This window comes from Mesorhizobium sp. M1329 (assembly GCF_040318035.1).
GTDB lineage: Bacteria > Pseudomonadota > Alphaproteobacteria > Rhizobiales > Rhizobiaceae > Mesorhizobium.
In genome coordinates this window covers 147,612-170,577 of the sequence record NZ_JAMYLN010000003.1, presented here as the reverse complement: position 1 = coordinate 170,577, position 22,966 = coordinate 147,612, and the positions used below count along the sequence as shown (strand labels likewise).

Genomic DNA, 22,966 nt, shown 5'->3' with positions numbered 1-22,966 from the left:
AGCGCAGGCGAAGGGACCCTTGGTGCTCCTCTAGAGGAAAGCGATGGTTGCGATTGTCAGCCAAATAGTTTCAACGCTGTTGCTATGGGCAGGAACAGTGATAGCGGGCGGCTCTGAAATGAGGTGAAGCCATGTTTGCGATAAAACGCGACCGCCTGGTCATCCTTTGCATCGACAATCAACGCGAAGGCTGCCGGGGCAGCGCCAACGCTGCGTCGTAGCGCATCCACGATCAGCGCCGACCCGATCCGCCGCCCCTGGTATCGGGCATCGACGGCCAGCCTGCCGACCAATATCGCAGGCAGGACCGGGTAGCGTGGCAGATGTCTTGTCTGTTCGTCAGGCAAGGACGCGATTGGTATGCTCGACGCCGCCAAAGTGTAGTATCCGGCGATCGCGCCGCCATCGCGATCCACGGCAACGAAGCAATTGCCGACTCGGCGTTTGACATCTTGGCTGGCTTGCTCCCGGATATAACGGTCGAGCGCCGACACCCCACAACTGAAAGCCTTGCGATCATGCGATCCGCCGAGCGGTTCGATGATGACGGCGAAATTCACCGGGATTCGATGACAAGGCGCTTGTGGGCGTCGGCAGCTTTGCGAAGTGCTTCATTGGGCTCGGGCGGATTGAGAATTGCCTCCATCATGGCGCGCTGATCCTCGACGGAAATACGCATGATGGTGGTGCTCTCGATGGTACGCTGAGCCGCCTCTTGAGCGGCAGCGACCACGAAGTCGCTGACGCTGCGGCCCTGGATTTCGGCGGCGCGTTTCACCACGTCCAGAATATCCGGCGAAATACGAGCTTCGAGACGAGCGGTACGCGTTTGTTGGTTTGGCACTATCTTCACCCCTGATGGACGACTTGTACGGGAATTAGCCGTACAGATCAAGTGCATGGTCCGACTTGTAATTTTGAGGCGAGGCAGCAACTGCAAAATCCGCGTGACAAAAGTTGACGTTTACGTAAAAAGAAGATGGGCTGACAATTCCAAAAGCAGATGGTTTTGCGTCGGCGCGGGTCTTAAGTTGACCCGCTGGGCTGAGGAGGAGCGAAGGCCATGTATCGGGCACCGGTCGAGGAAATCGCCTTCACCCTGAAACATGTCGCCGGCCTGAAGCCGGCGCTCGATGCCGCCATCTTTGGCGAACTCGGCGAGGACCTCGTCGACGCCATTCTGGCAGAGGCCGGCCGCTTCGCTAGCGAGGAGGTGGCGCCGCTCTATGCGGTCGGCGACCGGCACGGCGCGGTGCTCAACGGCGCTGCCGTCACTACCCCGCTCGGCTGGAAAGAACTTTATCGCCGCTGGATCGGCGGCGGCTGGAATGCGCTGTCCGCGCCGGAAGCGTATGGCGGCCAGGCGCTGCCGACCATGCTCGGCGTCGCCGCGCTCGAAATGTGGAACTCCGCCTCGATGGCGTTCGGCATCGCCCCGACGCTGACCATGGCCGCGGTCGAAGCACTCGACAAGCATGGCTCGCAGGCACTCAAGGCCAGATATCTGGAAAAACTGGTCTCCGGCGAATGGATGGGCACCATGAACCTGACCGAGCCGCAGGCAGGCTCGGATCTGAATGCCTTGCGAACCCGCGCCGAACCGGCCGGCGACGGCACCTACCGCATCTTCGGGCAAAAGATATTCATCACCTATGGCGAGCACGATTTCACCGACAACATCATCCATCTGGTGCTGGCGCGGCTGCCGGACGCGCCGCCCGGCACGCGCGGCCTGTCGCTGTTCCTGGTGCCGAAATTCCTGGTTGGCGACGATGGCGCGCCGGGCGCACGCAACGACGTCTTCTGCTCCGGGCTGGAGCACAAATTGGGCATCCACGCTTCGCCGACCTGCACCATGATCTATGGCGATGGCTTCGAAGGCAGCAGGCCCGGCGCGATCGGCTGGCTGGTCGGCGAGGAGAACAAGGGCCTCGCCTGCATGTTCACCATGATGAACAATGCGCGCCTTGCCGTCGGCATGCAGGGCGTGGCGGTCGCCGAGGCGGCGACGCAGAAGGCGCTCGCCTATGCAAACGACCGCCGACAAGGCAAGGCGGCGAGCTATCGCGGTGCCGGCATGGCGCCGATCGTGCATCATCCCGACATCCAGCGCAGTCTTCTGACCATGAAGGCGCTGACCCAGATTGCCCGCGCCATCTGCTATTCCTGCGCCCACGCCATCGATCTCGCGTCGCAGAGCGAGGATGCAAAGCACTGGCAGGAGCGCGCCAATCTTTTGACGCCGCTGGCCAAGGCATTTTCCACCGATGTCGGTGTCGAGGTCGCCTCGCTCGGGCTGCAGGTGCATGGCGGCATGGGGTTCATCGAGGAGACGGGGGCCGCAGCACTTTATCGCGACGCGCGCATCGCGCCCATTTACGAAGGCACCAATGGCATCCAGGCGATCGATCTGGTGACGCGCAAGCTGCCGCTCGCCGGCGGCCGGCATGTGCATGGCTACATCGCCGAACTTAAGACCGTCGCCGATGCGGTGCGAGCGTCGAACCTCGAAGGCTTCGGCCGCACCGCCGATCGCCTCGACCAGGCGCTCGACGACCTGTCACAGGCGAGCCGTTTCCTGCAAGACCTGCAAGCCGAAGGCCGTTCGGACGAGGCGCTGGCCGGCGCCACACCCTATCTCAGGCTGATCTCGCTTACCGCTGGTGGCGCCTATCTGGCGCGCGGCGCGCTTGCCGACCAAAACCGCATCGGGCTGTGCCGCTTCTTCGCCGAAAACCTGCTTGGCGAGGTGGGCGCGCTCAAGGAGCGCGTCATCGGCGGCGCCGACAGCCTTGCCGCTGCCGGCAAGGCGCTGATTTCAGCCTGAGGTTCGCAACGCCCGAAATTCACAAAGGCCCGAAATTCACAAAGGACCAATCCGTGACAGACCACATCCTCGTCGAACGCCAGGGCGCCATCCAGATCATCCGCATCAACCGTCCGGACAAGAAGAACGCCCTGACCTGCGCCATGTACGCGACGATGTCGGCGGCTCTTGCCGGCGGCGACGCCGATCCGGCGATCCGCGTCCATGTCTTTCTCGGCGCGCCCGGCGCCTTCTCGTCCGGCAACGACCTTGCCGATTTCATGGTCGTCGCCTCGGGCGGCGAAGGCGGTACCGAGGTCTGGGATTTCCTGATGGCGCTGGCCAAGGTGGAAAAGCCGATGGTTTCCGGCGTCGACGGCATTGCGGTCGGTATCGGCACCACGCTCAACCTGCATTGCGACCTGACCTTCGCCACGCCGCGCACAATATTCCGGACGCCCTTCGTCGACCTCGGCCTTGTGCCGGAGGCCGGTTCGAGCCTGCTCGCACCGCAGATCCTCGGCCGGCAAGGCGCCTTCGCGCTGCTTGGCCTCGGCGAGGGCTTTTCGGCCGAGCGGGCGAAGGCCGCCGGGCTGATCTACGAGGTGGTCGAGGAGGAAGAACTCGAGGCATCGGTATTGGCGGCGGCGGGCCAGATCGCTGCCAAACCGCCGCAAGCGCTGAGGATCGCGCGCGACCTGATGCGCGGCTCGCGCGAAGACGTTGTCGAGCGCATCGGCCAGGAAAGCCAGCATTTCCGCGAGCGGCTCAAATCCGACGAGGCCCGCGCGGCCTTGACGGCCTTCATGACCAGGAAAAAGGCCTAGACCATCTGGCCTTGTCTGGCATCGTGAACCCGCCGGCAGCAACCGGCGGGTTTCTTGCCATGATCTCTTTATCACATCGCCATTTTTTTACATTCGGCCTGGGCCTTTGCCGAAGACGTGTCGATCATGAATGTCTTGCCTTTGGCGTCGGTCATCAACATCATGCAATGCTTGATCGGTTTCGCCATTTTCATCATTTCGGCGCTCATCTTCGCGTCGGGCATCATGGTGCCCATATGTCCATCGGGCATGATCGCCATGACCTCCCCACCCTTCATCACTGTCATTGTCCCCATCGCGTCCTCCGCAAAGCCTTGCGAAGCGAAAAGGCAGGCAAGACCGGCCATCGTGACCAACCTGAGTGAATGCATTGCTTCCTCCTGAATTTGCGCCAGCGGCGCGTTGAGCCCTTCCCTGGTTCGTTCCGGCAAGCTGGAACGTTTCACGCACACGAGATCGTGATAGTGGGAATTGGAAGCACAAGGTCTCTGTAGCCCGGGGAGTTCTGGGTTGTTCGGCGCAGGCGCCATGGCCTGACCTGGGTGCCAAGCGACTCACAAGGCCTGGGGCACCGCTGGGCGGCGTGCACATTCCCTTGGTTCACTATGCATGGTTCGTCAGGAACCATTCAACCGTCACCGGTGCTCGGTCGCGATCCGGATGCCGAGCCCGATCAGCACCATTCCGGTCACGCCCTCGATGACGCGGCGGATCGACGGCCGGCGCAGGAAATCGCCTGCCTTGGCGACGACCGTTGCGTAAAGCGTCAGCCAGGCAAAGGTCATGACGGCGAAGACTGCCCCCAGGCCGAGCAGCGCAGTGAAGGTCGCTCCACCGGGGGGCACGAATTGAGGCAGAAGGCTGGCGAAGAACACGGCCATCTTCGGATTGCCGAGATCGCTGATCAGGCCTTGGCGAAAGGCGTTTGCTGCCGTCAGCCGCCGTGCTGGTGTGGTGAAAGCCGCCTCGTGCTGTTGGGGCGGCCGTAACGCATCCTGCAGTGCCTTGACGCCAAGATAGACGAGATAGGCAGCACCGGCATATTTGACGGCAAGAAACAGTGGCTCCGAAGCGACAAGCAGGGCGACGATGCCGGCGCTGGTGGCCAGTGCCCAGATCGTCTGGCCGCTGGAGATGCCGATCGCCGTGAACACGCCGCCTGCGCGTCCGCCAAGCAGCGTGTTTCGAATGGTGATGGCGGTATCCGGCCCGGGTGTTGCGAGCACGACAAACGAGACGCCAAGGAACGCCAGAAACAAGCTCATGGATCACTCCTGAGATCGAAGCAGCACATTGTGCCGCATCGTTTTCTACGGATAAAGCCTCACCTTGTCCCAGCCACCCTCGGCGTTGCGTGAAAAGACGACACGGTCGTGCAGCCGGAACGGACGGTCGTGCCAGAACTCGATGGTTTGCGGCACGATGCGGAAGCCCGACCAGTGTTTTGGCCGCGGGATGTCGCCGATCGCGTGGCGCGCCGTATATTCGGCAACCGCCTTTTCCAGCGCGAAGCGGCTTTCCAGCGGCCGCGACTGTTTGGAGGCCCAGGCGCCGATGCGGCTGCCGCGCGGGCGGGTCGCGTAATAGGCATCGGCTTCGGCATCGGTGACGATCTCCACCGGGCCGCGCGCCCGCACCTGCCGGCGCAACGATTTCCAGTGGAAGCAAATCGCCGCTTTCATGCTTCCAAGAATCTCGCGGCCCTTGGCGCTCTCGAGATTCGTGTAGAAGACAAAGCCGCCCTCGTCGAAGCCCTTGAGCAGCACCATGCGCACGTTCGGCATGCCCTCGGCGTCGACCGTCGCCAGCGCCATTCCGTTGGGGTCGTTGATCTCGCTCTTCGTAGCGTCGTCGAGCCACGACGCAAAAAGCCGGAACGGCTCCGCCGCCTCGGTAAAGTCACCGCTTGTTAACCCGGTTTCGCTCATAGTTTTCCCAAATTTGTCGCCGGCTGGGGAGATTGCCGATTGTCGCGTATCGCGCAAGCTTTTGACAGTGGGCAATGGGGCGTTATCGCTTCGGCCAGCGTCAAAGCCATGATCGTGACAATCATTCTTCCGCTTGCCGCCTGTGGCGGGGGCGGCGTCAGCCTGGAGCAGGCGGAGGTGGACCGCTCGATACTGACCTCGAGCACGCCGGCCTCAGTCACGCCGCTCGATCAGGATCGTGCTTCCGACCAGGCTACGATCCGCAATGCCGTGTCCTCCGCCGACGTCGAACAACTGGCCGGGCAGGCCGTTCCCTGGGCGAATGCCGACACCGGCTCGCGCGGCTCCATCACCGAGCTCGCGGAATTCAGGGTTAACGGCGAGACATGCCGCCGCTTCACTGCGTCACGCGAAAGCTTCGACGGCGTCGCGCTGTTCAAAGGCGAAGTATGCCTGGCTGGCGGCAGCGCATGGCGAATGCAGGATTTCAAGGCGCTCTGATTTTCCGCCGGTGATATAGTGGTAAGCCACTGGAATTTCTTCCTATGCGAGCGCATATAGGAGGCGATCATGGAACCACTCCTTCTCCAGGGCAGTAAGCATGCGCGACCCCTATGAGGTGCTGGGCGTTGCCAAGAACGCATCGGCCAAGGACATAAAATCGGCGTACCGGAAGCTCGCCAAGAAGTATCACCCGGACCAGAATCCGGATCCCAAGGCAAAGGAGCGTTTTGCCGCCGCCAACCAGGCTTACGAGATCGTCGGCGACGAGAAGAACCGGGCGGCTTTCGATCGCGGCGAGATCGACGCCGAAGGCAAACCGCGGTTCCAGGGGTTTGAGAGTGCGGCCGGCGGCGCCGATCCTTTCGCCGGTTTCCGCCGGCAGCAAGGGCCGGGCGGCGCGCATTTTGAATTCCGCACCGGCCGTCCCGGCGGTGATCCGTTCGACGGCAACAGCGACATCTTCAGCCAGATCTTCGGCGATGCTTTCAGCCAGCAGCGCGGTGCCGGCACGGGCGCCGGCCGCCGGATGCCGACCGCAGCCGACCTCAACGTGACGCTGGACGTCACCATCGAGGAGGCCGCAACCGCGGAGAAGGTGACGGCGATGTTCCCCGACGGCCGCAAGATGGCGGTCAAGTTGCCGGCCTATGTCGAGGACGGTCAGACCATCCGGTTGAAAGGCCAGGGTGAGCAAGGGCCGGGGCAGCCGGGCGATGCACTGGTCAAGATCCGCTTTCGCCGGCACCCTCGCTACCGCGTCGAGGGCCGCGACCTGCATGTCGACCTGCCGGTGGGGTTGGCCGATGCGGTGCTTGGCGCCAAAGTAGCGGTCGAAACCCCGACGGGCAGGATTGCGGTCAACGTCCCTCCTTGGTCGAGCTCGGACAAGGTTCTGCGGCTGAAGGGCAGGGGCCTGCCGGAAAAGGCCGGCGGTCACGCTGATCTCTACGCGCATGTGCGGCTGATGCTGCCGGAAGGCGGCGATGCCGAGCTCGAGGCGCTGATGCGCCGGCGAAAGGGATGACGGTCGAAAGGCCAGCGCTTGACACCATGTGTGAAAAGCGTGCCCTCCGCGGTGGGCATGCCCGCGACCATACGATCACAATGGAAAGGGAACCTCGTGGATGGCCTGGGAAACTGATGGCCTCAAACCTAGGCGCACAGGAACGTCATAGAGCCTGCCGCCGCCCAACCGGGGCTTGGTAGGACGAAGTCCAGGTACAAACACTCGTGCAACAGGCGATTCAGCGTTGTGCGTCAGGTTAACCGCAAAGATCTCAAGTTCGTGCTCGCGGCAGATGTCGAGGCAATAGTTCCAATCCAGTCGCAGCTCGACTGACGAGGCCTGAACTGCTGAATTGCCGGACAGGTGAGGACGGCGGTGAATGTTCTCATCCATGTGCCACCGGTAGAGGTGCAGCGCGCCGGGGGTAAAGGCCGCCGTGCCGGACACGTCGGCGTTCCGTTTGAGCAGGGCAAGGTTCGCCTCACATTCTGCAAGTTCCCCCACCGCGCGCCGGGCCGCCTCCGACATGGATCGTCCGGCCGCGAATCCGAACGCCATCGCGCCACCCCCGACGTGATGAGAAATTGCAGCGACAATGGGGATGGGCAGGTCAAGCGTCAGGAGCAGAAGCCGCAATTCGCGGTTCTGCGTCAGCAGCCAATCAGCGTATTGGGACGCCAGTCCATCCGACAGCGAAGTCAGGTCTATCCGAGGCAGAACCAGCCGATTGTACCACCATATGGCTGTTGCATCGCGCTCCACGACTTCGCAGAAGCCGCGCACGACCGCGTCCTCTATGCTCGATCCCCTCGCAAGACCATTGGAGTCAGCCGGGGGCAGACCTGATGACTCATCGTTGGGATACCCAAGAAAGCACAATCCCGCAGGCACCCAGGCCTGGCTCGTGCTGAAGCGCGGATCACTCCGGATCCAGTCCAGCGGCTGCGACCTGTGCCAGCGGATCGGGACCGCGCGGCTATCATCGACGTTTTTGTTCCAATGCAGCCGCTCGCAATACTGCGCATCACTGAAAAGTGTGAGTGCAGGCGGCTCGATCACGCGCCCGCGCAATTCGCCGGCGCGGGCGCGTGAGAGTCGCTCATGAGGGATCATCTGGGCGAAATAGGTTTCATCGGCCTCATACCCGCAGGCGGTTGCCGCCTCCTGGGTGGTGTTGCCCCACCCTGACACAAAACGAGAAGGTCTGGCCCCTCGTACGGGACCGACCGCGACCGTGATCGGGCATCCGAGCGTGGGATCGGTGATCACGATGGGGCCGTAAACCAGGCTTGACCCGCCGGCCCCTGCCTCGGACGCCTGCCGCTCCGGCATTATGGACCCTTCACCCAAGCACGGCCCTCACTGTTCAATCCTCTACACCAAATGCTCATTCGCACGCTGACACGCACTGGAGTATGATGCAAACTCCTGCGAGGCGCTTCGATATCGTCAAGCCGACGTTGAACATAATATAACCCGCCGAGGGAGAGAATGAACGCGGGCGACAGCAATCTTCAGCGACGTCTGACGGCTATCCTGGCTGCTGACATGGTCGGTTACTCGTCGCTGATGGCCCGCGACGAAGAGCGCACCTTCGCGCTCGTCAAACATCTCATGCAGGACGAAATAGAGCCTAGGATCACGCAGCACCGGGGACGGGTTGTGAGAACGACCGGAGACGGGATGCTCGCCGAGTTTCCGAGCGCTTTCGGAGCCGTGCAGTCAGCAGTGGAAGTCCAGGAACTGCTTGTCGGCCAGTCTTCGGGGAAGGCCAGCCAGGAAATTTTCCTCCGGATTGGGATCAACTTCGGTGATATCATTGTCGATACCGATGGCGATGTGTTTGGAGATACCGTCAACATAGCCGCGCGCCTGGAACAGTTCGCCAGCCCGGGCGGTATCTGCCTTTCCGGAAAGGTGCACGACGAAGTTCGCGACAAAATTCATCTTCCGTTTGAATATTGCGGCGAACAGCATCTCAAGAACATTCCACGCCCGATTTCCGTATACTCGTTGTTCCAAAAGCCCAAAGGGCTGCCGCCTGCATCGACTGCGCAGGTGGCTGGTCCGAGCAAGCCCTCCATCCTCGTTCGCCCGTTCAAGAGCGCGGGCGACGTCCAACCCTATTTCAGTGGCGGCTTCACCGAAGACATCGTCACGGAACTGACGCGCTTTACTCAGCTTACGGTTGCGTCCCATTATACGTCGACGCGGCTCAAGGATGTGGACCTGGTCGCGGATAACGGCGTGGATTTCGTCATCGAAGGCGGGATCCGCCGCATGGGCCGGCGAATGCGCATTACATGCGAGCTGGTCGACGCAACCTCGGGTGAGTGCTTGTGGGCCGAGCGCTACGACGGGGACGAGCAGGACATCTTCGATGTCCAGGACGAACTGATCGGGAAGATCGTCGGGACCGTTATCGGCCGTCTTACGGCCGCAGGCGCCGAGAAGGCGCGGCGTAAACCACCTGCCAATCTCGCGGCCTATGAGTGCGTGCTCCGGGGCAATGCCCTGCCCCTGGGCGACATCGCGGCCGAAATGGAGGCTCGACAGTGGTATCAGCGAGCGATCGAGCTCGATCCATCCTACGGGCGCGCGTACGCCAAGCTCGCCCACTATAAACAGCTTGAATGGTTTCGCGACATGGGGCCGTCGGATGCGGTGCTTGCCGAGGCTTATGACATCGCCAAAAAAGCGGTGGCGCTTTCCCCCAATGATCCAGTCTGCCTGAACATACTGGGCTGGGTGCTCCTCCACCGTCGTGATTTCGACGTCGCATCTCAGCTATACACACGCGCGCTCGAACTCAATCCGCACGATCCCGAGCAGGTCTCCTATCAAGGGACTTATCAAACATTTGCCGGCGAGCCCCAAAGTGCCTTGGACTGGTTCGAACGGGCGCGAGTGCTCGATCCCCTGTACGAGCCTTCATGGTATTGGCCATTCCGCGGTCTTGCCCATTTCATTGCCCACCGTCCGGACAAGGCAGTTGTCGATCTGGGCCGCTCGTCCACCATGCCGACCTGGGTCAAGGTCTATCTGGCTGCAGCGAACGCCCTGCTTGGCCGAAGCCAAGAGGCGAAGAGCTACACGTTGCTGGTTCTGCGTGGTGCACCGGAGTTCTCCGGGCGGCGGTTCGCCACCAAGGAACCTTACAAGCTGGACGGAGACCGCAACACGCTGCTCAACGGCATGCGGGAAGCGGGATTGCCCGAGTAGGGGCTGGCGACTATCTGCAGCCGAAGAGCACGGCCGTGGCTAGCTCGTCATGGTAGTGCCTGCCCTGGGCATATTTGTGATAGTCGTGGAGATAATCGATCAGATCGCCGCGGGTCAGGACCCCCCTCGGCACCTGGGGCACCACCACATTGATCAAGTTCGGTTCGTCTACGTGAACTTCGACAGACACTCCCGTTTCCACGATGTCTTCCAGCACGATCTTGAGATCACGCTTCAGGTCCGCATAGGCGACAGCATCCGGGATCGCGTCGCCCCCGTCGAGAGGGTCATCCTCGTATTTTATGGGCTGCCCATTTAGATCTTCTATCGTCAGTGTCTGCGAATGTGGCGCTGTTCCGGCGGCGGCGGTCCGGACCCTGATGTTGCCGATGGCACGGCCTGCTTCCGGCCGAAGCCTGATAGTATCACCGACGGCGAAAATCTGCCGATCAATGGTAATTGTTAGGGGATCTGTTGAATCCATGGACAAGATACGTGATGAGGCCGGCAAAAGCTTGAGCCAGGCCCCTACGATCGCTGCGCCGATCTCTTGGACTTGCCGACCTGGCTTCAATTCTGCCCTGGGCATCGCCGAGGCTCCCCTCCGAGGTCAATGCAAATAGCCTAAACGCATTTTGCATCTGTCGCAAGCAATGCGCAGGCGGCATGCTCGCATCGACTCGATGTTTTCATGGACAGAAAGCCGTATTGGGAGCATTCTGATCCTCGCGGTATCAGTAACGACAGCCGGAGGGTGTACGAATGATACTTGCTCAACTTCGTGTGCTGTTGCTCGGCTGTCTCCTCGCCGTTGTCGGAACAGTGAGACCGGAAGCGTCAAGCGAGGAGGGCCTCACCGACAGCGGTGACATCGAAAAGACTTTCATCGTCGACATCGCCAGGGCGGCGGAGTTACGCAAGGATATCGGCGCGCTGAACAAGTTCATCGCAGGCAAGGGCAAGCTGGAAGCGGTGGATATGCCGGATATCGGTATCAGCATCGTGACGGGGACCTTTTCCGAGAGCGAGATCGAAGAGCTGCGCTCCAGGGGATATGAGGAGCCGGATCCTTTCGTGGTGAACCTGTTCGATGGTGCCAGCTGCGAGGGGCCGGAACTCCTGGGCACCTCGCCGACTGCGGACGTTGTCCCTCCCAGCGTCTGCAGGGTCGTCGGGTCACCACAGCCGGTGGCTTCAGGATCGCCCACCGTATGGATCATCGACAGCGGAGTGGATTGGAACGTTGTCACCGCCGGGCTCCTCAAGGTTCAGGAAGCCATCGATTGCACGAGCAGCCCATGCCAGACCGTGTCGAGCCTCGACGACACGGTAGGGCACGGGACGATGGTGGCAGCAGTTATCGGCGGAAAGCGCGTCAAGCAGGGCGACCAGTATATAGGTCTGGTTGGTGTCAGCCCCGACGCCCCGCTCAAGATCGTAAAGGCCTTCAGTAAGCTGAAGACCGAAATTTTCGGCCCGCCTCTTCTCGCGCTTCGCTATGTTCGGGACAACGCGGTTGCCGGGGATATTCTGAACGTGAGTTGGGGTGCATTATATCTGGAGAGCACCAGACGCGGAAGCACGTTGCAAGATCTTAAATTTCTCGACGCCCTTCTTTATCAGATCGCCGACCGTCAGGTGCGCGTTGTGATAGCTGCGGGCAACCCCCGGGAAGACGAAGAGGGTCCTTGGGTACAGTCTTATTTCCCGGCCAATGCAGCGACTTATTTTTCGCCTGTGACGACAGGAAACAAGGTGGGAGCGATATACAGCGCGTCGGCTTCCAACAGCGAATATATTCAGGTGGCAACTCCTGGGAAATGCCAAGGCATCAGCAACGCCTGGTGCGACACGCTATGGCGCAGGGGGGCATTCGGCGCGTCCTATGCTGAACCGGGCGTCAATGTCCTGTCACTGTGGAAGAGCCGAAAGAGCGGCAAGCTCCGGAGGAACATCTGTTCGGGCACATCTTTCGCAGCCCCGGCACTTGCCGGCCTTTTGGTTCGCAATGCGCAGCCGACGAACAAGGCTCTGACAACGGGAAGTCTTATTCCGAATACGGATCTGCTAGGGTATATGACCGCGGGTACGCCGGTGAACCCAAGTTCGGACGAGCCTAAATGCAACTGACCCGAAGGGCAGCGCTGCAAGGTTTGGCCTTGGCGTCCGCGTTCGGTAGCGTGCGTCTGGCTGGTGCCTCGCTTGTGGACGAAGATCCTCGCCTTCTGCTCGTCCACGTGCGTGGCGGACTCGATGCATTAGCTGCCGTGCCGCCCTACGGCGATCCGCATTTTGCCTCGGCGCGCGGGCCCCTCGTGCCTTTCCCGAACTCCGGCGTCGCCGAGATGCTCAAGCTCGACGGGCTCTTCGCGCTTCATCCGGCGCTCGGGCCCCTTCTGCCCTACTACTCGTGCGGCGAGTTGCTCATCGTGCCCGCGACCGCAATTCCGGATGCGGGCCGGTCCCACGCGGCCGCCCAGGCGGCGCTGTTCGACGGCGATATCGACGGCGGCAGCGCCGGATGGCTCGACCGCGCTTCGTCTGTACTGTCGCGCCGGCAGAAGGCGGTGTGGCGGGCCAGACCGGCCGATCGATCGATGGACATGCTGGCCGATCTTGCGCTGGCCAATCCTCGGCTCGACTTCGTCCGCCTCTGCGCCGAGGGCACTTGGCCGTCCGGCGCAAAGACCAGCGAAAGCCTTCTGGAACAACATGCCGCATGCGACGCGGCTCGCTTCGGCGACGCGGCCAGGAGCGCGGCGCTTGCCCTGTCAGCTACGGGCGGACCGCGGATCGCGATGCTCGAGGTGGCCGGCTTCGACACGCATGTGGCGCAGGGAGCGGACTTCGGAAGGCTGGCGCGGAGTTTGAATGGGCTGGCGCGGGGCCTCATTGCATTTGCCCAAGCGTCCGGGCCTGCCTGGAACAGGACGGCGGTGCTGGTGGTCACGGAGTTCGGCCGTTCCGTGGTGCCCAACACCGACGGCGGCACTGATCACGGCGTCGCGAGCGTCACATTGTTAATGGGTGGCGCCGTTGCCGGCGGGCGAGTAGGCAATCGCTGGCCCGGTCTTGCTCGAGACCTGCTTCATGGCGGAACAGACTTGGCTGCTACGACGGACGTACGATCGATCATAAAGGGCGTGCTGACGGAACACCTGCATCTTTCTGACCGAGCAGTGGCTAAAATTTTCCCAGGTGCTGCCGGGATACCGGCGGTGCGTGGACTGTTTATCAGGAACCGTTGTCCAGGCGGAGACTGCTTCGATGTGATCTCCAGCGCGGTTTAGCTTCTTATCCGCGTTTTCGTCGGCTACGGGGCGCATCGAACTGCAATACGCGACGCCTAATCTTAAGTGGCCGCTTCTGGGAAGCTTCCGGAATGACGGATATTGTGAAGGGTTTCGAATGCCGGCCTACAGCGCGGTCGCCTATAATGTCCGGTTTAAGGCAATGGCCGAGCTAGCTTGAATGCCCGAGACGGGGCGCAAAGCGGTCGTCCACGGCTCAAACCATGGACGTTGTCTTGGGTCATGGCGTGACTTCGGCTGGCTAACGAACTTCCCCCAAAGGGTCATCTTCCGCCGTGCCACACAGATACTAAGTGTCCGATCTTTCCACTGGCCCACGACTGCAAGGTCAACGTGCTACAGCATTCTTTGCGCGTCCAAAGGATGCGCGGCTCTGTAGACCAACGGCTTTGTCCCCCGAACTGTCCGCTTTGAACGCTTGAAGGGGCACTGTGGCTGTGCGATAGGCACTCCACAACGTAGAGAACCTTGCGGAGAGCGCTGACATGGCGGGTGGACGGGGCCTTATGGCCGGCAAGCGCGGCCTTATCCTTGGCATCGCCAACAATCGCTCGATCGCTTATGGCATCGCCAAGGCCTGTGTAGACCATGGCGCCGAGATCGCGCTGACCTATCAGGGCGAGGCGTTCAAGAAACGCGTCGAGCCGCTCGCGGCGGAACTGGGCGCGCATGTCGCCGGCCATTGTGATGTGACCGACCCGGCCAGCCTCGATGCGGTGTTCGCCGATATCGCCAGCCATTGGGGCAAGCTCGATTTCCTCGTCCACGCCATTGCCTTCTCCGACAAGGACGAGCTGACCGGCCGCTATGTCGAGACGACGCGCGACAACTTCCTACGCACAATGGATATTTCGGTCTATTCCTTCACCACCATCGCCAAACGCGCCGAGGCGCTGATGACCGACGGCGGCTCGCTGCTGACGCTGACCTATTACGGCGCGGAAAAGGTAATGCCGCACTACAACGTCATGGGTGTCGCCAAGGCGGCGCTCGAAGCCAGCGTGCGCTATCTGGCCGTCGACCTCGGCGCCAAGAAGATCCGCGTCAACGCCATCTCCGCCGGCCCGATCAAGACGCTTGCCGCATCCGGCATCGGCGATTTCCGCTACATCCTGAAGTGGAACGAATACAATTCGCCGTTGAAGCAGACGGTCACGCAGGAGGAGGTCGGCGATTCCGGCGTCTATTTCCTGTCCGACCTTTCGCGCGGCGTCACCGGCGAGATCCATCATGTCGATTCCGGCTATCATGTTGTCGGCATGAAGGCGGTCGACGCGCCGGATATTTCGACGGTCAAGGACTGACACCACCGCCTGATCTCTTCCGGAAGACCTGATGTACCCGCTCGTCTATATCGTGCGCCACGGCCAGACGGCGTGGAACGCCGAGGCCCGGCTGCAGGGGCAGGCCGATACCGACCTCAACGAGCTTGGCCGCGAGCAGGCTAGCCGCAACGGGCGTAGGCTGGCCGAACTCATCGACAAGCCCGAAGATTTCGACTTTGTCGCCAGCCCGATGCGGCGCACGCGCGAGACGATGGAGCGCCTGCGCGCGGCGATGAAGCTCGATCCGCACACCTATCGTACCGAGCCGCTGCTCGTAGAATTGAGCTTTGGCGACTGGCAGGGTTTCACCTTTGCCGAACTCGAGGCGAACAATCCCGGTTCGACCAGGCAACGCCGCCTCGATAAATGGAATTTCCAGCCGCCCGGCGAGGGCGCCGAAAGCTATCAGATGCTGCTCGAACGGGTGAAGCCGTGGTTCGACGCGCTTGATCGCCAGACGGTCTGCGTGACCCATGGTGGCGTCATGCGCGCGCTGTTCCGTTTCGTGCTGGGAATGCCCGAACAAGATGCGGTCAGCATGGAAGTGCCGCAGGACCGCCTGCTCAGGCTGGACGGCCGGCGCCTGGAGTGGCTTTGAGGGGTCAAACTCTTAACGATCAGCCCCTTCTCAGGCATTGAAGGCAAATGGGGACGATGCAAGGTGACCCGACCTCCAGGTGGCGAGCCCCGAATAGCCGCTTCGCGCCGCATTTCGGTCATAGGATCAGCTCGCCGCGTCCTGAAAGCAGACATCGCAAGCGAGGACTCCGGAGGTCGCGGTTGCGCCAAATGCATCGTTTGAGAACGACTCGGCAAATGACCGTTATGGGGGTTCAAGCGTATCCGGCGACGGTGCTTTTGGTCTTCAGCCATGCCGTCGTGTTGCCGCTGCGATATTTGCTGCCAAGTCGCTTCGACACTATGCCCTCAAGCCCCGCCTGGTCGACCAGATAGAAGATCGCGTTGGCCTCGCCGCCCGGCATCGTCTCGCTTGGGCTGGGTCAGACCGAGCAGGTTCTCCGCCGCACCTCGACGCCGAGGTCGCGCAGATCGTGGCCATTGCCGCGCCGCGCCGATTTTCTGGCGTGATAAGCCGCGCCCGACGCGGCGAATTTGTAACCCTACTCGGCGGCCGTCTCCGATGGCGCCTCTGCCGGCCCTGAAGGCTCGGCCTCGGCACGGGGCTTGCGCCGTGAAAACAGCGACCTGAGCGTGACGTAGAACACCGGCGTCAGGAACAGGCCGACGAAGGTGACGCCGAGCATGCCGAAGAACACCGCCGTGCCCAGCGACTGGCGCATTTCTGCGCCCGGGCCCGTTGCGATCACCAGCGGCACGACGCCGAGGATGAACGAGAAAGCGGTCATCAGGATCGGCCGCAGCCTGAGCCGGCAGGCTTCGACGGCAGCCTCGGCGGCCGACAGGCCGCGTTCCTGCGCCTGGCGCGCGAATTCGACGATCAGGATCGCGTTCTTGGCGGCAAGCCCGATCAGCACGATGAGCCCGATCTGCACGAGGATGTTGTTGTCCAGCCCTCGGAAAGACACGCCGAGCAACGCCGCGAGCACGCCGAGCGGCACCACCAGCACAATGGCGAACGGCAGCACCCAGCTTTCATATTGCGCCGCCAGCGCCAGGAACACGAACAGCACCGACAGTCCGAAGATATAGACAGCGGCATTGCCGGTGCTGCGCTCCTGATAGGCGAGCTCGGTCCATTCATAGGAGGTACCGGCCGGCAGCGTCTTTGCCGTGATCCCTTCCATCAATGCCAGCGCGTCGCCCGTGGAAACGCCGGGCGCGGCGTTGCCCTGCAGCGGCACCGAGACGTACATGTTGTAGCGCTGGACCAGCGCCGGGCCGGTGACGTCGCGGATCTCGATCAACGTGCCGAGCGGAACCAGCGCGCCGGTCGCCGAGCGCACCTTCAGTTTCAAGATGTCGGCGCGATCGAGGCGGAACGCCTGGTCGGCCTGCGCCCGCACCTGGTAGACGCGCCCGAAAGCGTTGAAGTCGTTGACGTAGGCTGTGCCCAAATTGATCGACAGCGTCTCGAAGATGTTGGGGATCGGCACGTTCAGGATGCGCGCCTTGTCGCGATCGATCGCCAGGAAGAACTGCGGGCTCGACGCGGAGAACGTGGTGAACACGCCCGTCAGCCCCGGCGTCTTGTTGGCCTTGCCGGCGATTTCGTTGGCAAGCGCCAGGATCTGCCGCATGTCGGCGCTGTTACGCTCCTGGATCTGCAGCTTGAAGCCGCCGGCATTGCCGACGCCGCGGATCGGCGGCGGCGGCAGTGCGATAATGAAGGCTTCCTTGATGCTTTGCAGGCTGCCGAACAGATTGCCGATGACCTGGGTCGCCGACTGGCCGGCTTTCAGTCGCTCGTCAAAGGGCTTGAACCTGGCGAAGATCACGCCCGCGTTGCTGGCGTTGGTGAAAGTCGCGCCGGAGAAGCCGGCGAAGGCGACTGCGTAGTCGACGCCTGGCGTTTTCTGGATGATCTGCGACGCCTGCTGGATGACCCCATCGGTCCTCGACAGCGAGGCGCCGTCCGGCAACTGGACGACGACGATCGCATAGCCCTGGTCGAGCGACGGAATGAAACCGCGCGGCACCGCCTGCACCATGTAGACCGTGGCGTAGATGAGGCCCGCGAAAACGGCCAGCATGGCGGCGATCGTTATCCACGAGCCGACCAGCACGCGGATGATACTCGAATACCAGTGGGCGACCCTGTCGAAGCCGCGATTGAAGCCATCGGCGAGCGCCCGTCCGAACCGCGCCAGGAAAAAGCGCGGCGGCGCCGCCGCGGCGTGGTGCGGCTTGAACAGCAGTGCGGCCAGCGCTGGCGAAAGCGTCAGCGAATTGAATGCGGAGATCGCCGTCGACACCGCGATGGTGATCGCAAACTGCAGGTAGAACTGCCCAGAAATGCCGGGGATGAAGGCTGTCGGTACGAACACGGCTATCAGCACCAGCGAGATCGCGATGACCGCCGTTCCGACTTCGTCCATGGTCAGGTGCGACGCCGGATTGGGCGCCAGCCCTCCGGCGATATTGCGCTCGACGTTCTCGACCACGACGATCGCATCGTCGACAACGATGCCGATCGCCAGAACGAGGCCGAACAGCGTCAGCATGTTGAGCGAGAAGCCGGCAGCGTAAAGCACCGCCAGCGTGCCGATCAGGGACACGGGGATCGCCACAATCGGCACGATCGCCATGCGCCACGATTGCAGGAAGACGATGATGACGATGATGACCAGCAGCATCGCCTCGAGGATCGTCTTGTAGACCTCCTGGATCGACTCGGCGACGAACTCGGTCGGATTGTAGACGATGTCGTAGCTCAACCCCTTCGGGAAGTCGCGGGAAAGCTCCTTCATCTTGTCCTGGATCTCCGCGGCTGCGGCGAGCGCATTGGTGCCCGGCCGCTGGAAGATGGCGAGCGCCACCGCCGGTTTGCCGTTGAGATAGGAGTTGGTGACGTAATCCTTGGCGCCGAGCTCGATGCGCGCCACGTCCTGCAGCGAGATCAGGCGGCCGTCGTCGGTCGATTTGACGATCACGTATCGGAAGTCGCGTGCGTCGTTGAAGCGCCCTTGCGTGGTGACCGTGTACTGGAACGCCGTGCCGGTGCTGGTCGGCGGCGCGCCGATCGAGCCGCCCGACACCTGGACGTTCTGGTCGCGCAGCGCCTGCACCACATCGCCCGAGGTCATCCCCAGGGCGGACAGTTTTTCCGGATCGAGCCAGATGCGCAGCGAATATTCGCGTTCGCCGAAGATGATGAGGTCGCCGACGCCGTCGAGTCTGAGCAGTATGTCGCGCACCCGCGAGCGGGCGTAGTTCGAGACGTAGAGCTGGTCGTAGGTATTGTCGGGCGACAGCATGTGCACGACCATCATCAGGTCGGGCGAGGTCTTGGTGGTGGTGATGCCGAGGCGGCGGACTTCTTCGGGCAGGCGCGGCTCGGCGACCGACACGCGGTTCTGTACCAGCACCTGCGCCTGGTCGAGATCGGTGCCCAGCTTGAAGGTGATGGTCAGCGCCATCGCCCCGTCGCCCGACGAATAGGACGACATGTAGAGCATGCCCTCGACGCCGTTGATCTCCTGCTCGATCGGCGTTGCCACCGTCGCTGCGACCGTCTCGGCGTCGGCGCCCGGATACTGCGCGCGAACGACGATGGTCGGCGGCGCGATCTCGGGATATTGCGCGACCGGCAGCTGGGTATAAGCAATCCCGCCGAGGATCAGCAGGACGATCGAAACGACCGATGCGAAGATCGGACGGTCGACGAAGAAATGTGCGAACCTCATTGCTGCAACCCGGCGGTCTCGGCCCTGGGCGGCAACGTCACCATCTCGACCTTCACCTTGGTGCCGGGCCTGGCGTGCATCAGCCCGTTGACGATGATCGTCTCGTCGCCGGTCAGGCCCCCGCGGATCACCCGGTAGCCGTCGAGAAGCGGGCCGGTGCGCACGGGCTTCGCCGACACCATCCCGGCCTCATCCACCAGGAACACGATGCGGCGATCCTGATCGGCGCCGATCGCCTCGTCGGGCACCAGCACGCCGCTATGCGGCAGCGACCCCGGCACGTTGATGCGCCCGAACATGCCTGGCTGGAGAATGCCGTCGGCGTTGGGAAACCTTGCACGCACCCGCATGGTGCCGGTCGCGTTGTCGATCCGGTTCTCGGCAAAATCGAGCTTGCCTTTGAATACCGCCTCCGCGCGGTCGGCGACGCGAACCACCACATCGAGCCCGCCGGCGCCTTCCTGCATGCTGCCGCCACGCTCCTTCGCGTCGCGGGCGTAGCTGAAATACAGGCGCTCGTCGACGTCGAAATAGAAGTCGATCGGATCGCGCGTAACGATGGTCGTCAGTAAGGTGGAATCCGGCTGCACGAGGTTGCCGACCGACACCAGCCGGCGGTCGATGCGGCCGGACAAGGGCGCCTTGATCTCGGTGAATTCCATGTTCAGGCTGGCCGTCGTCAGCGCAGCCGTCGCGCCCTGCATCTGCGCCTGCGCCGAAAGGTATTCCCGCCGGCGGTCGTCGACCGTCGCCGTGGAGATATTGCCGGTCTTGGCGAGTTCGTCGGCACGATCCAGCTGCATCTTGGAGAATTCGAGCAGACTCTTGGCGACGTCCACTTGCGATTTGGCGGCATCATAAGCCGCCTGGTACGGACGCTGGTCGATGGTGAAGAGCAGGTCGCCCTTGTTGACCAGTGCGCCGTCCTGGAAGCTGATTTTGTCCAGATAGCCGCTGACGCGCGAACGGATGGCGACCTGGTCGACGGCTTCGAAGCGCCCGACGAACTCGTCGTCTTCGATGATTTCACGGACCACCGGCTTGGCCACCGTCACCACGGGAAGCTGCTGGTCCTGCGCAAACGCAGTGCTGCTGAAAGCCATGCCGAGCAGGAATGCCGCCGACATGGCAGCACGGGCAAGCCAGCTGGCCGATCGACGGGGTCGCCCGCCCGCGTCGCGATGCAATTGGCCATTCTCTGGGGTGTCCATTTGCGTCCTCGCTCGCTGGACCGGAGGTCGGTTGATCCGCTTCTACGCTCAGGCTTCTCGTCGCACTGCAGTGTTGTGCATGGCAACATGATCATTTTCCATGTGAGCTGAAATGTCCACCCTGTGGCTGCCCGCCACCGGGCTAAAGTCAGTCGCGAATTAAGGGATTCAGGATTCCTTTGATGGACGGCTTATGATTCATATTGGTCGAAGGAGACCGATATGGGCATTACCACGCCGGCCGGATTCAAATGGACTGCAACACTGCGGCATCGAGCAGTGGTTGACATATCCTCCCGCTGCAGCCGTTGTTCCGCGTCGCTCATTGAAGACGATACATCGACACAAAGAACCAGTTCGAGATCCACCGAGGAAACCTGCTCCGCCGTGGCCGACAGCGACGTTGTCAGGCTCACCCGCCAGAGCGAATAGCACGCCTGTGCCCGTTCGGGTTTTTCGGACCAACGAAGCGTGGAATGAAGGACATCATCTCGGCGCGTCCATCCGGTTGGTCAAACGGGAGGATGCTACGGCGGCAATTGCACTCGGCGTCAGCCGTGAAACCGCGCGCACCCGGCTCAAAGCGGTATTCGCCAGAACCAACACACACCGTCAAGCGGAACTCGCCACGCTCGTCACCCGCCTTCGGCCACACGCATGATGACCGATTGGTAGGAGCGTATCACGGCCGGAAGCGTCAAGAGGCAGGTGCCAGCGCAAGGCGCCAACGCGGCGCCGCAGTTGTTTTCAGGCAAGGGCAAGCAACGTCGTTGCGGCCAAGATGGGGCGAAGAACGAAACCGCTGCGCGGCATGGGTCGGTCGGAAAGACTCTACTCGGTCGATCCGGTGTCCGGCAGTTCCATGTCGGTGACGACGTTCTCGCCATTGGTCACGTCATAGGCGAGGACGATGTCCATGCCCGGCTTCAGCGCATCGAGGTCGGTTTCGGCGTTCAGCTTGTACGACTTGCCGTCGTCAAGCGTCAGCGTCAGCGCATCCTTGTCGACCTTCTTGATCAGGCCTTCGGTCTGGCCGGCGAAGGCGGCGGTGGAAATCAACAGCGTGGCGGCAACAGCGCCAATCAGGATACGCATCATCGTCCTCTTTAATCATTGCCGGTACAGCGGCTCGGTCCAACGGAACGGAACTGAGCAGAAACCAATCGAATGTGTCAAAACTAAATCCGCCGGATCACAGTTTGACCACTGTGGAAAACGCCAATAGAAGGCAAGCTGCAGCGCAGCGCGTCCTCCTGGACGCGCAAAGAACGCTGTAGCAGTTTTGATTTTGTGCATGATCCGTTCCGAAGATCGCTCCGATTTTCGGGGTCATGCGCTGAGCCGGCTTCGACGCCGGCAGGGCTGGTTCCATGTCGCACAACACGTTCGGTCATCTTTTCCGCGTCACCACCTGGGGCGAAAGCCATGGGCCGGCGCTGGGCTGCGTCGTCGACGGCTGTCCGCCAGGCATCCGCTTCACTCGCGACGAGATCCAGGCCGAGCTTGACAAGCGCCGCCCCGGCCAGTCACGTTTTGTGACGCAGCGTCGCGAACCGGATGAGGTCAAGGTCCTGTCCGGCTTCATTCTCGATGAGGACGGTGAGACGATGATCACCACCGGCACGCCGGTGTCGATGCTGATCGAGAATGTCGACCAGCGCTCCAAGGATTATGGCGACATCGCGCGTCAGTTCCGGCCGGGCCATGCCGATTACACTTACGAGGTCAAATACGGCCTGCGCGATTACCGCGGCGGCGGCCGCTCCTCGGCGCGTGAGACGGCGGCGCGGGTGGCGGCCGGGGCGCTTGCCCGCAAGGTCGTGCCCGGCATGGTGGTACGCGGCGCGCTGGTGTCGATGGGCGAAAAATCGATCGATCGCGCCAATTGGAACTGGAATTTCGTCGGCGACGCCGAAAACCCGTTCTTCACTCCCGATCCGGCGTCGGTCGCCGTCTTCACCAAATATCTGGACGGCATCCGCAAGGCGGGCTCCTCGGTCGGTGCGGTCATCGAGATCGTCGCCGACGGCGTGCCGGCGGGGCTTGGCGCGCCGATTTATGCCAAGCTCGACCAGGATATCGCCGCCGGCCTGATGTCGATCAACGCCGTCAAGGGTGTCGAGATCGGCAACGGTTTCGAGGCCGCCCGCATCACCGGCGAGGAGAATGCCGATGAGATGCGCATGGGCAATGACGGCAAGCCGGTCTTCCTGTCCAACAATGCCGGCGGCATCCTCGGCGGCATCTCGACCGGCCAGGCGATCATCGCACGCTTTGCCGTCAAGCCGACTTCGTCGATCCTGACGCCGCGAAAGTCGATCGACAAGGACGGCAATGACGTCGAGATCATGACCAAGGGCCGGCACGATCCATGCGTCGGCATCCGCGCCGTGCCGATCGGCGAGGCGATGGTTGCCTGCGCCATTGCCGATCATTATCTGCGTCATCGGGGACAGACAGGTAGGGGAGTAGGGGAGTAGGGCAGTACGGGAGTAGGTTAT

General features: G+C 62.3%; 23 protein-coding genes. 10 read left to right on the top strand and 13 right to left on the bottom strand.

Annotated elements, in window-relative coordinates; genetic code table 11:
* Positions 1-56: 56 nt before the first annotated feature.
* Both NKH21_RS04440 and NKH21_RS04435 read right to left on the bottom strand, forming a co-directional pair.
* On the bottom strand, positions 57-560 hold the full coding sequence (locus tag NKH21_RS04440) for a GNAT family N-acetyltransferase (protein ID WP_352660926.1): 504 nt from the start codon (positions 558-560) through the stop codon (positions 57-59).
* The gene (locus NKH21_RS04435; protein ID WP_352863215.1) at positions 557-844 is read right to left on the bottom strand and encodes a type II toxin-antitoxin system TacA family antitoxin; all 288 of its coding nucleotides are present in this window, start codon (positions 842-844) and stop codon (positions 557-559) included. Before NKH21_RS04435 ends, NKH21_RS04440 begins: the two co-directional genes overlap by 4 nt.
* A gap of 219 nt (positions 845-1,063) precedes the next feature.
* Here NKH21_RS04435 and NKH21_RS04430 point away from each other — a divergent pair, with 219 nt between their 5' ends.
* Complete coding sequence (locus NKH21_RS04430; RefSeq protein WP_352660931.1) at positions 1,064-2,827, top strand: acyl-CoA dehydrogenase family protein; 1,764 nt, start codon at positions 1,064-1,066, stop codon at positions 2,825-2,827.
* Positions 2,828-2,880: 53 nt separating this feature from the next.
* Entirely contained in the window at positions 2,881-3,633 is a 753-nt protein-coding gene (locus tag NKH21_RS04425; protein WP_352863213.1) for a crotonase/enoyl-CoA hydratase family protein, read from the top strand.
* 71 nt (positions 3,634-3,704) lie between these two features.
* On the opposite strand, the gene NKH21_RS04420 is transcribed toward NKH21_RS04425, so the two are convergent.
* From NKH21_RS04420 to pdxH, 3 genes are all read right to left on the bottom strand, one after another.
* Positions 3,705-4,163: a hypothetical protein gene (locus NKH21_RS04420; RefSeq protein ID WP_352660935.1), complete on the bottom strand. Its 459-nt coding sequence runs from the start codon at positions 4,161-4,163 to the stop codon at positions 3,705-3,707.
* Between the two features lie 105 nt (positions 4,164-4,268).
* Complete coding sequence (locus NKH21_RS04415; protein ID WP_352660937.1) at positions 4,269-4,898, bottom strand: LysE family translocator; 630 nt, start codon at positions 4,896-4,898, stop codon at positions 4,269-4,271.
* 45 nt (positions 4,899-4,943) lie between these two features.
* On the bottom strand, positions 4,944-5,561 hold the full coding sequence (pdxH, locus tag NKH21_RS04410; RefSeq protein WP_352660940.1) for a pyridoxamine 5'-phosphate oxidase: 618 nt from the start codon (positions 5,559-5,561) through the stop codon (positions 4,944-4,946).
* Positions 5,562-5,600: 39 nt separating this feature from the next.
* Between pdxH and NKH21_RS04405 the strand changes: the two genes are divergently transcribed.
* Positions 5,601-6,062 carry an RT0821/Lpp0805 family surface protein gene (locus NKH21_RS04405; RefSeq protein WP_352863210.1) on the top strand — a complete coding sequence of 154 codons (462 nt, stop codon included), beginning with the start codon at positions 5,601-5,603 and terminating at the stop codon, positions 6,060-6,062.
* A 100-nt stretch (positions 6,063-6,162) separates the two neighbouring features.
* Positions 6,163-7,089 carry a DnaJ C-terminal domain-containing protein gene (locus tag NKH21_RS04400; RefSeq protein WP_352660946.1) on the top strand — a complete coding sequence of 309 codons (927 nt, stop codon included), beginning with the start codon at positions 6,163-6,165 and terminating at the stop codon, positions 7,087-7,089.
* A 75-nt stretch (positions 7,090-7,164) separates the two neighbouring features.
* On the opposite strand, the gene NKH21_RS04395 is transcribed toward NKH21_RS04400, so the two are convergent.
* Entirely contained in the window at positions 7,165-8,403 is a 1,239-nt protein-coding gene (locus tag NKH21_RS04395; RefSeq protein WP_352660949.1) for a YcaO-like family protein, read from the bottom strand.
* A gap of 159 nt (positions 8,404-8,562) precedes the next feature.
* Here NKH21_RS04395 and NKH21_RS04390 point away from each other — a divergent pair, with 159 nt between their 5' ends.
* The gene (locus tag NKH21_RS04390; protein WP_352660952.1) at positions 8,563-10,293 is read left to right on the top strand and encodes an adenylate/guanylate cyclase domain-containing protein; all 1,731 of its coding nucleotides are present in this window, start codon (positions 8,563-8,565) and stop codon (positions 10,291-10,293) included.
* 10 nt (positions 10,294-10,303) lie between these two features.
* Here the strand turns inward: NKH21_RS04390 and NKH21_RS04385 are convergent, their stop codons facing one another.
* Positions 10,304-10,882: a hypothetical protein gene (locus NKH21_RS04385; protein ID WP_292663892.1), complete on the bottom strand. Its 579-nt coding sequence runs from the start codon at positions 10,880-10,882 to the stop codon at positions 10,304-10,306.
* Positions 10,883-11,055: 173 nt separating this feature from the next.
* Between NKH21_RS04385 and NKH21_RS04380 the strand changes: the two genes are divergently transcribed.
* From NKH21_RS04380 to NKH21_RS04365, 4 genes are all read left to right on the top strand, one after another.
* On the top strand, positions 11,056-12,423 hold the full coding sequence (locus tag NKH21_RS04380; protein WP_352660956.1) for a S8 family serine peptidase: 1,368 nt from the start codon (positions 11,056-11,058) through the stop codon (positions 12,421-12,423).
* Positions 12,414-13,583: a DUF1501 domain-containing protein gene (locus tag NKH21_RS04375; protein WP_352660959.1), complete on the top strand. Its 1,170-nt coding sequence runs from the start codon at positions 12,414-12,416 to the stop codon at positions 13,581-13,583. Before NKH21_RS04380 ends, NKH21_RS04375 begins: the two co-directional genes overlap by 10 nt.
* A 506-nt stretch (positions 13,584-14,089) precedes the next feature.
* The gene (fabI, locus tag NKH21_RS04370; RefSeq protein ID WP_031211054.1) at positions 14,090-14,908 is read left to right on the top strand and encodes an enoyl-ACP reductase FabI; all 819 of its coding nucleotides are present in this window, start codon (positions 14,090-14,092) and stop codon (positions 14,906-14,908) included.
* A gap of 31 nt (positions 14,909-14,939) precedes the next feature.
* A complete protein-coding gene (locus tag NKH21_RS04365) occupies positions 14,940-15,527 on the top strand; it encodes a histidine phosphatase family protein (RefSeq protein ID WP_352660962.1) in 588 nt (195 codons plus the stop codon).
* A gap of 235 nt (positions 15,528-15,762) precedes the next feature.
* Here the strand turns inward: NKH21_RS04365 and NKH21_RS04360 are convergent, their stop codons facing one another.
* The 6 genes from NKH21_RS04360 to NKH21_RS04335 form a co-directional block, all read right to left on the bottom strand.
* Positions 15,763-15,912, bottom strand: a complete 150-nt coding sequence (locus tag NKH21_RS04360) for a DNA ligase-like domain-containing protein (protein WP_352660965.1) — start codon at positions 15,910-15,912, stop codon at positions 15,763-15,765.
* A gap of 138 nt (positions 15,913-16,050) precedes the next feature.
* Entirely contained in the window at positions 16,051-19,254 is a 3,204-nt protein-coding gene (locus NKH21_RS04355) for an efflux RND transporter permease subunit (RefSeq protein ID WP_352660968.1), read from the bottom strand.
* Positions 19,251-20,381, bottom strand: a complete 1,131-nt coding sequence (locus tag NKH21_RS04350; protein WP_292661581.1) for an efflux RND transporter periplasmic adaptor subunit — start codon at positions 20,379-20,381, stop codon at positions 19,251-19,253. The genes NKH21_RS04355 and NKH21_RS04350 overlap by 4 nt, the downstream gene beginning before the upstream one ends.
* A gap of 275 nt (positions 20,382-20,656) precedes the next feature.
* Positions 20,657-20,833: a DUF1194 domain-containing protein gene (locus NKH21_RS04345; RefSeq protein WP_352863205.1), complete on the bottom strand. Its 177-nt coding sequence runs from the start codon at positions 20,831-20,833 to the stop codon at positions 20,657-20,659.
* Between the two features lie 463 nt (positions 20,834-21,296).
* Positions 21,297-21,560 (bottom strand): DUF1344 domain-containing protein, encoded by a 264-nt coding sequence (locus NKH21_RS04340; RefSeq protein ID WP_023716902.1) that lies wholly within the window; start codon positions 21,558-21,560, stop codon positions 21,297-21,299.
* A gap of 15 nt (positions 21,561-21,575) precedes the next feature.
* Positions 21,576-21,761 carry a hypothetical protein gene (locus NKH21_RS04335; protein WP_352660974.1) on the bottom strand — a complete coding sequence of 62 codons (186 nt, stop codon included), beginning with the start codon at positions 21,759-21,761 and terminating at the stop codon, positions 21,576-21,578.
* A 74-nt stretch (positions 21,762-21,835) separates the two neighbouring features.
* Here NKH21_RS04335 and aroC point away from each other — a divergent pair, with 74 nt between their 5' ends.
* Complete coding sequence (gene aroC / locus NKH21_RS04330) at positions 21,836-22,945, top strand: chorismate synthase (RefSeq protein ID WP_352660977.1); 1,110 nt, start codon at positions 21,836-21,838, stop codon at positions 22,943-22,945.
* Positions 22,946-22,966: the final 21 nt, after the last annotated feature.

Coding starts and splice junctions, on each gene's coding strand:
- NKH21_RS04430 (WP_352660931.1), top strand. CDS start 1,064: ATGTATCGGGCACCGGTCGAGGAAATCGCCTTCACCCTGAAACATGTC.
- NKH21_RS04420 (WP_352660935.1), bottom strand. CDS start 4,163: ATGGCGCCTGCGCCGAACAACCCAGAACTCCCCGGGCTACAGAGACCT.
- NKH21_RS04415 (WP_352660937.1), bottom strand. CDS start 4,898: ATGAGCTTGTTTCTGGCGTTCCTTGGCGTCTCGTTTGTCGTGCTCGCA.
- pdxH (WP_352660940.1), bottom strand. CDS start 5,561: ATGAGCGAAACCGGGTTAACAAGCGGTGACTTTACCGAGGCGGCGGAG.
- NKH21_RS04400 (WP_352660946.1), top strand. CDS start 6,163: ATGCGCGACCCCTATGAGGTGCTGGGCGTTGCCAAGAACGCATCGGCC.
- NKH21_RS04395 (WP_352660949.1), bottom strand. CDS start 8,403: ATGCCGGAGCGGCAGGCGTCCGAGGCAGGGGCCGGCGGGTCAAGCCTG.
- NKH21_RS04390 (WP_352660952.1), top strand. CDS start 8,563: ATGAACGCGGGCGACAGCAATCTTCAGCGACGTCTGACGGCTATCCTG.
- NKH21_RS04385 (WP_292663892.1), bottom strand. CDS start 10,882: ATGCCCAGGGCAGAATTGAAGCCAGGTCGGCAAGTCCAAGAGATCGGC.
- NKH21_RS04380 (WP_352660956.1), top strand. CDS start 11,056: ATGATACTTGCTCAACTTCGTGTGCTGTTGCTCGGCTGTCTCCTCGCC.
- NKH21_RS04375 (WP_352660959.1), top strand. CDS start 12,414: ATGCAACTGACCCGAAGGGCAGCGCTGCAAGGTTTGGCCTTGGCGTCC.
- fabI (WP_031211054.1), top strand. CDS start 14,090: ATGGCGGGTGGACGGGGCCTTATGGCCGGCAAGCGCGGCCTTATCCTT.
- NKH21_RS04365 (WP_352660962.1), top strand. CDS start 14,940: ATGTACCCGCTCGTCTATATCGTGCGCCACGGCCAGACGGCGTGGAAC.
- NKH21_RS04360 (WP_352660965.1), bottom strand. CDS start 15,912: ATGCCGGGCGGCGAGGCCAACGCGATCTTCTATCTGGTCGACCAGGCG.
- NKH21_RS04355 (WP_352660968.1), bottom strand. CDS start 19,254: ATGAGGTTCGCACATTTCTTCGTCGACCGTCCGATCTTCGCATCGGTC.
- NKH21_RS04350 (WP_292661581.1), bottom strand. CDS start 20,381: ATGTCGGCGGCATTCCTGCTCGGCATGGCTTTCAGCAGCACTGCGTTT.
- NKH21_RS04340 (WP_023716902.1), bottom strand. CDS start 21,560: ATGCGTATCCTGATTGGCGCTGTTGCCGCCACGCTGTTGATTTCCACC.
- NKH21_RS04335 (WP_352660974.1), bottom strand. CDS start 21,761: ATGCACAAAATCAAAACTGCTACAGCGTTCTTTGCGCGTCCAGGAGGA.
- aroC (WP_352660977.1), top strand. CDS start 21,836: ATGTCGCACAACACGTTCGGTCATCTTTTCCGCGTCACCACCTGGGGC.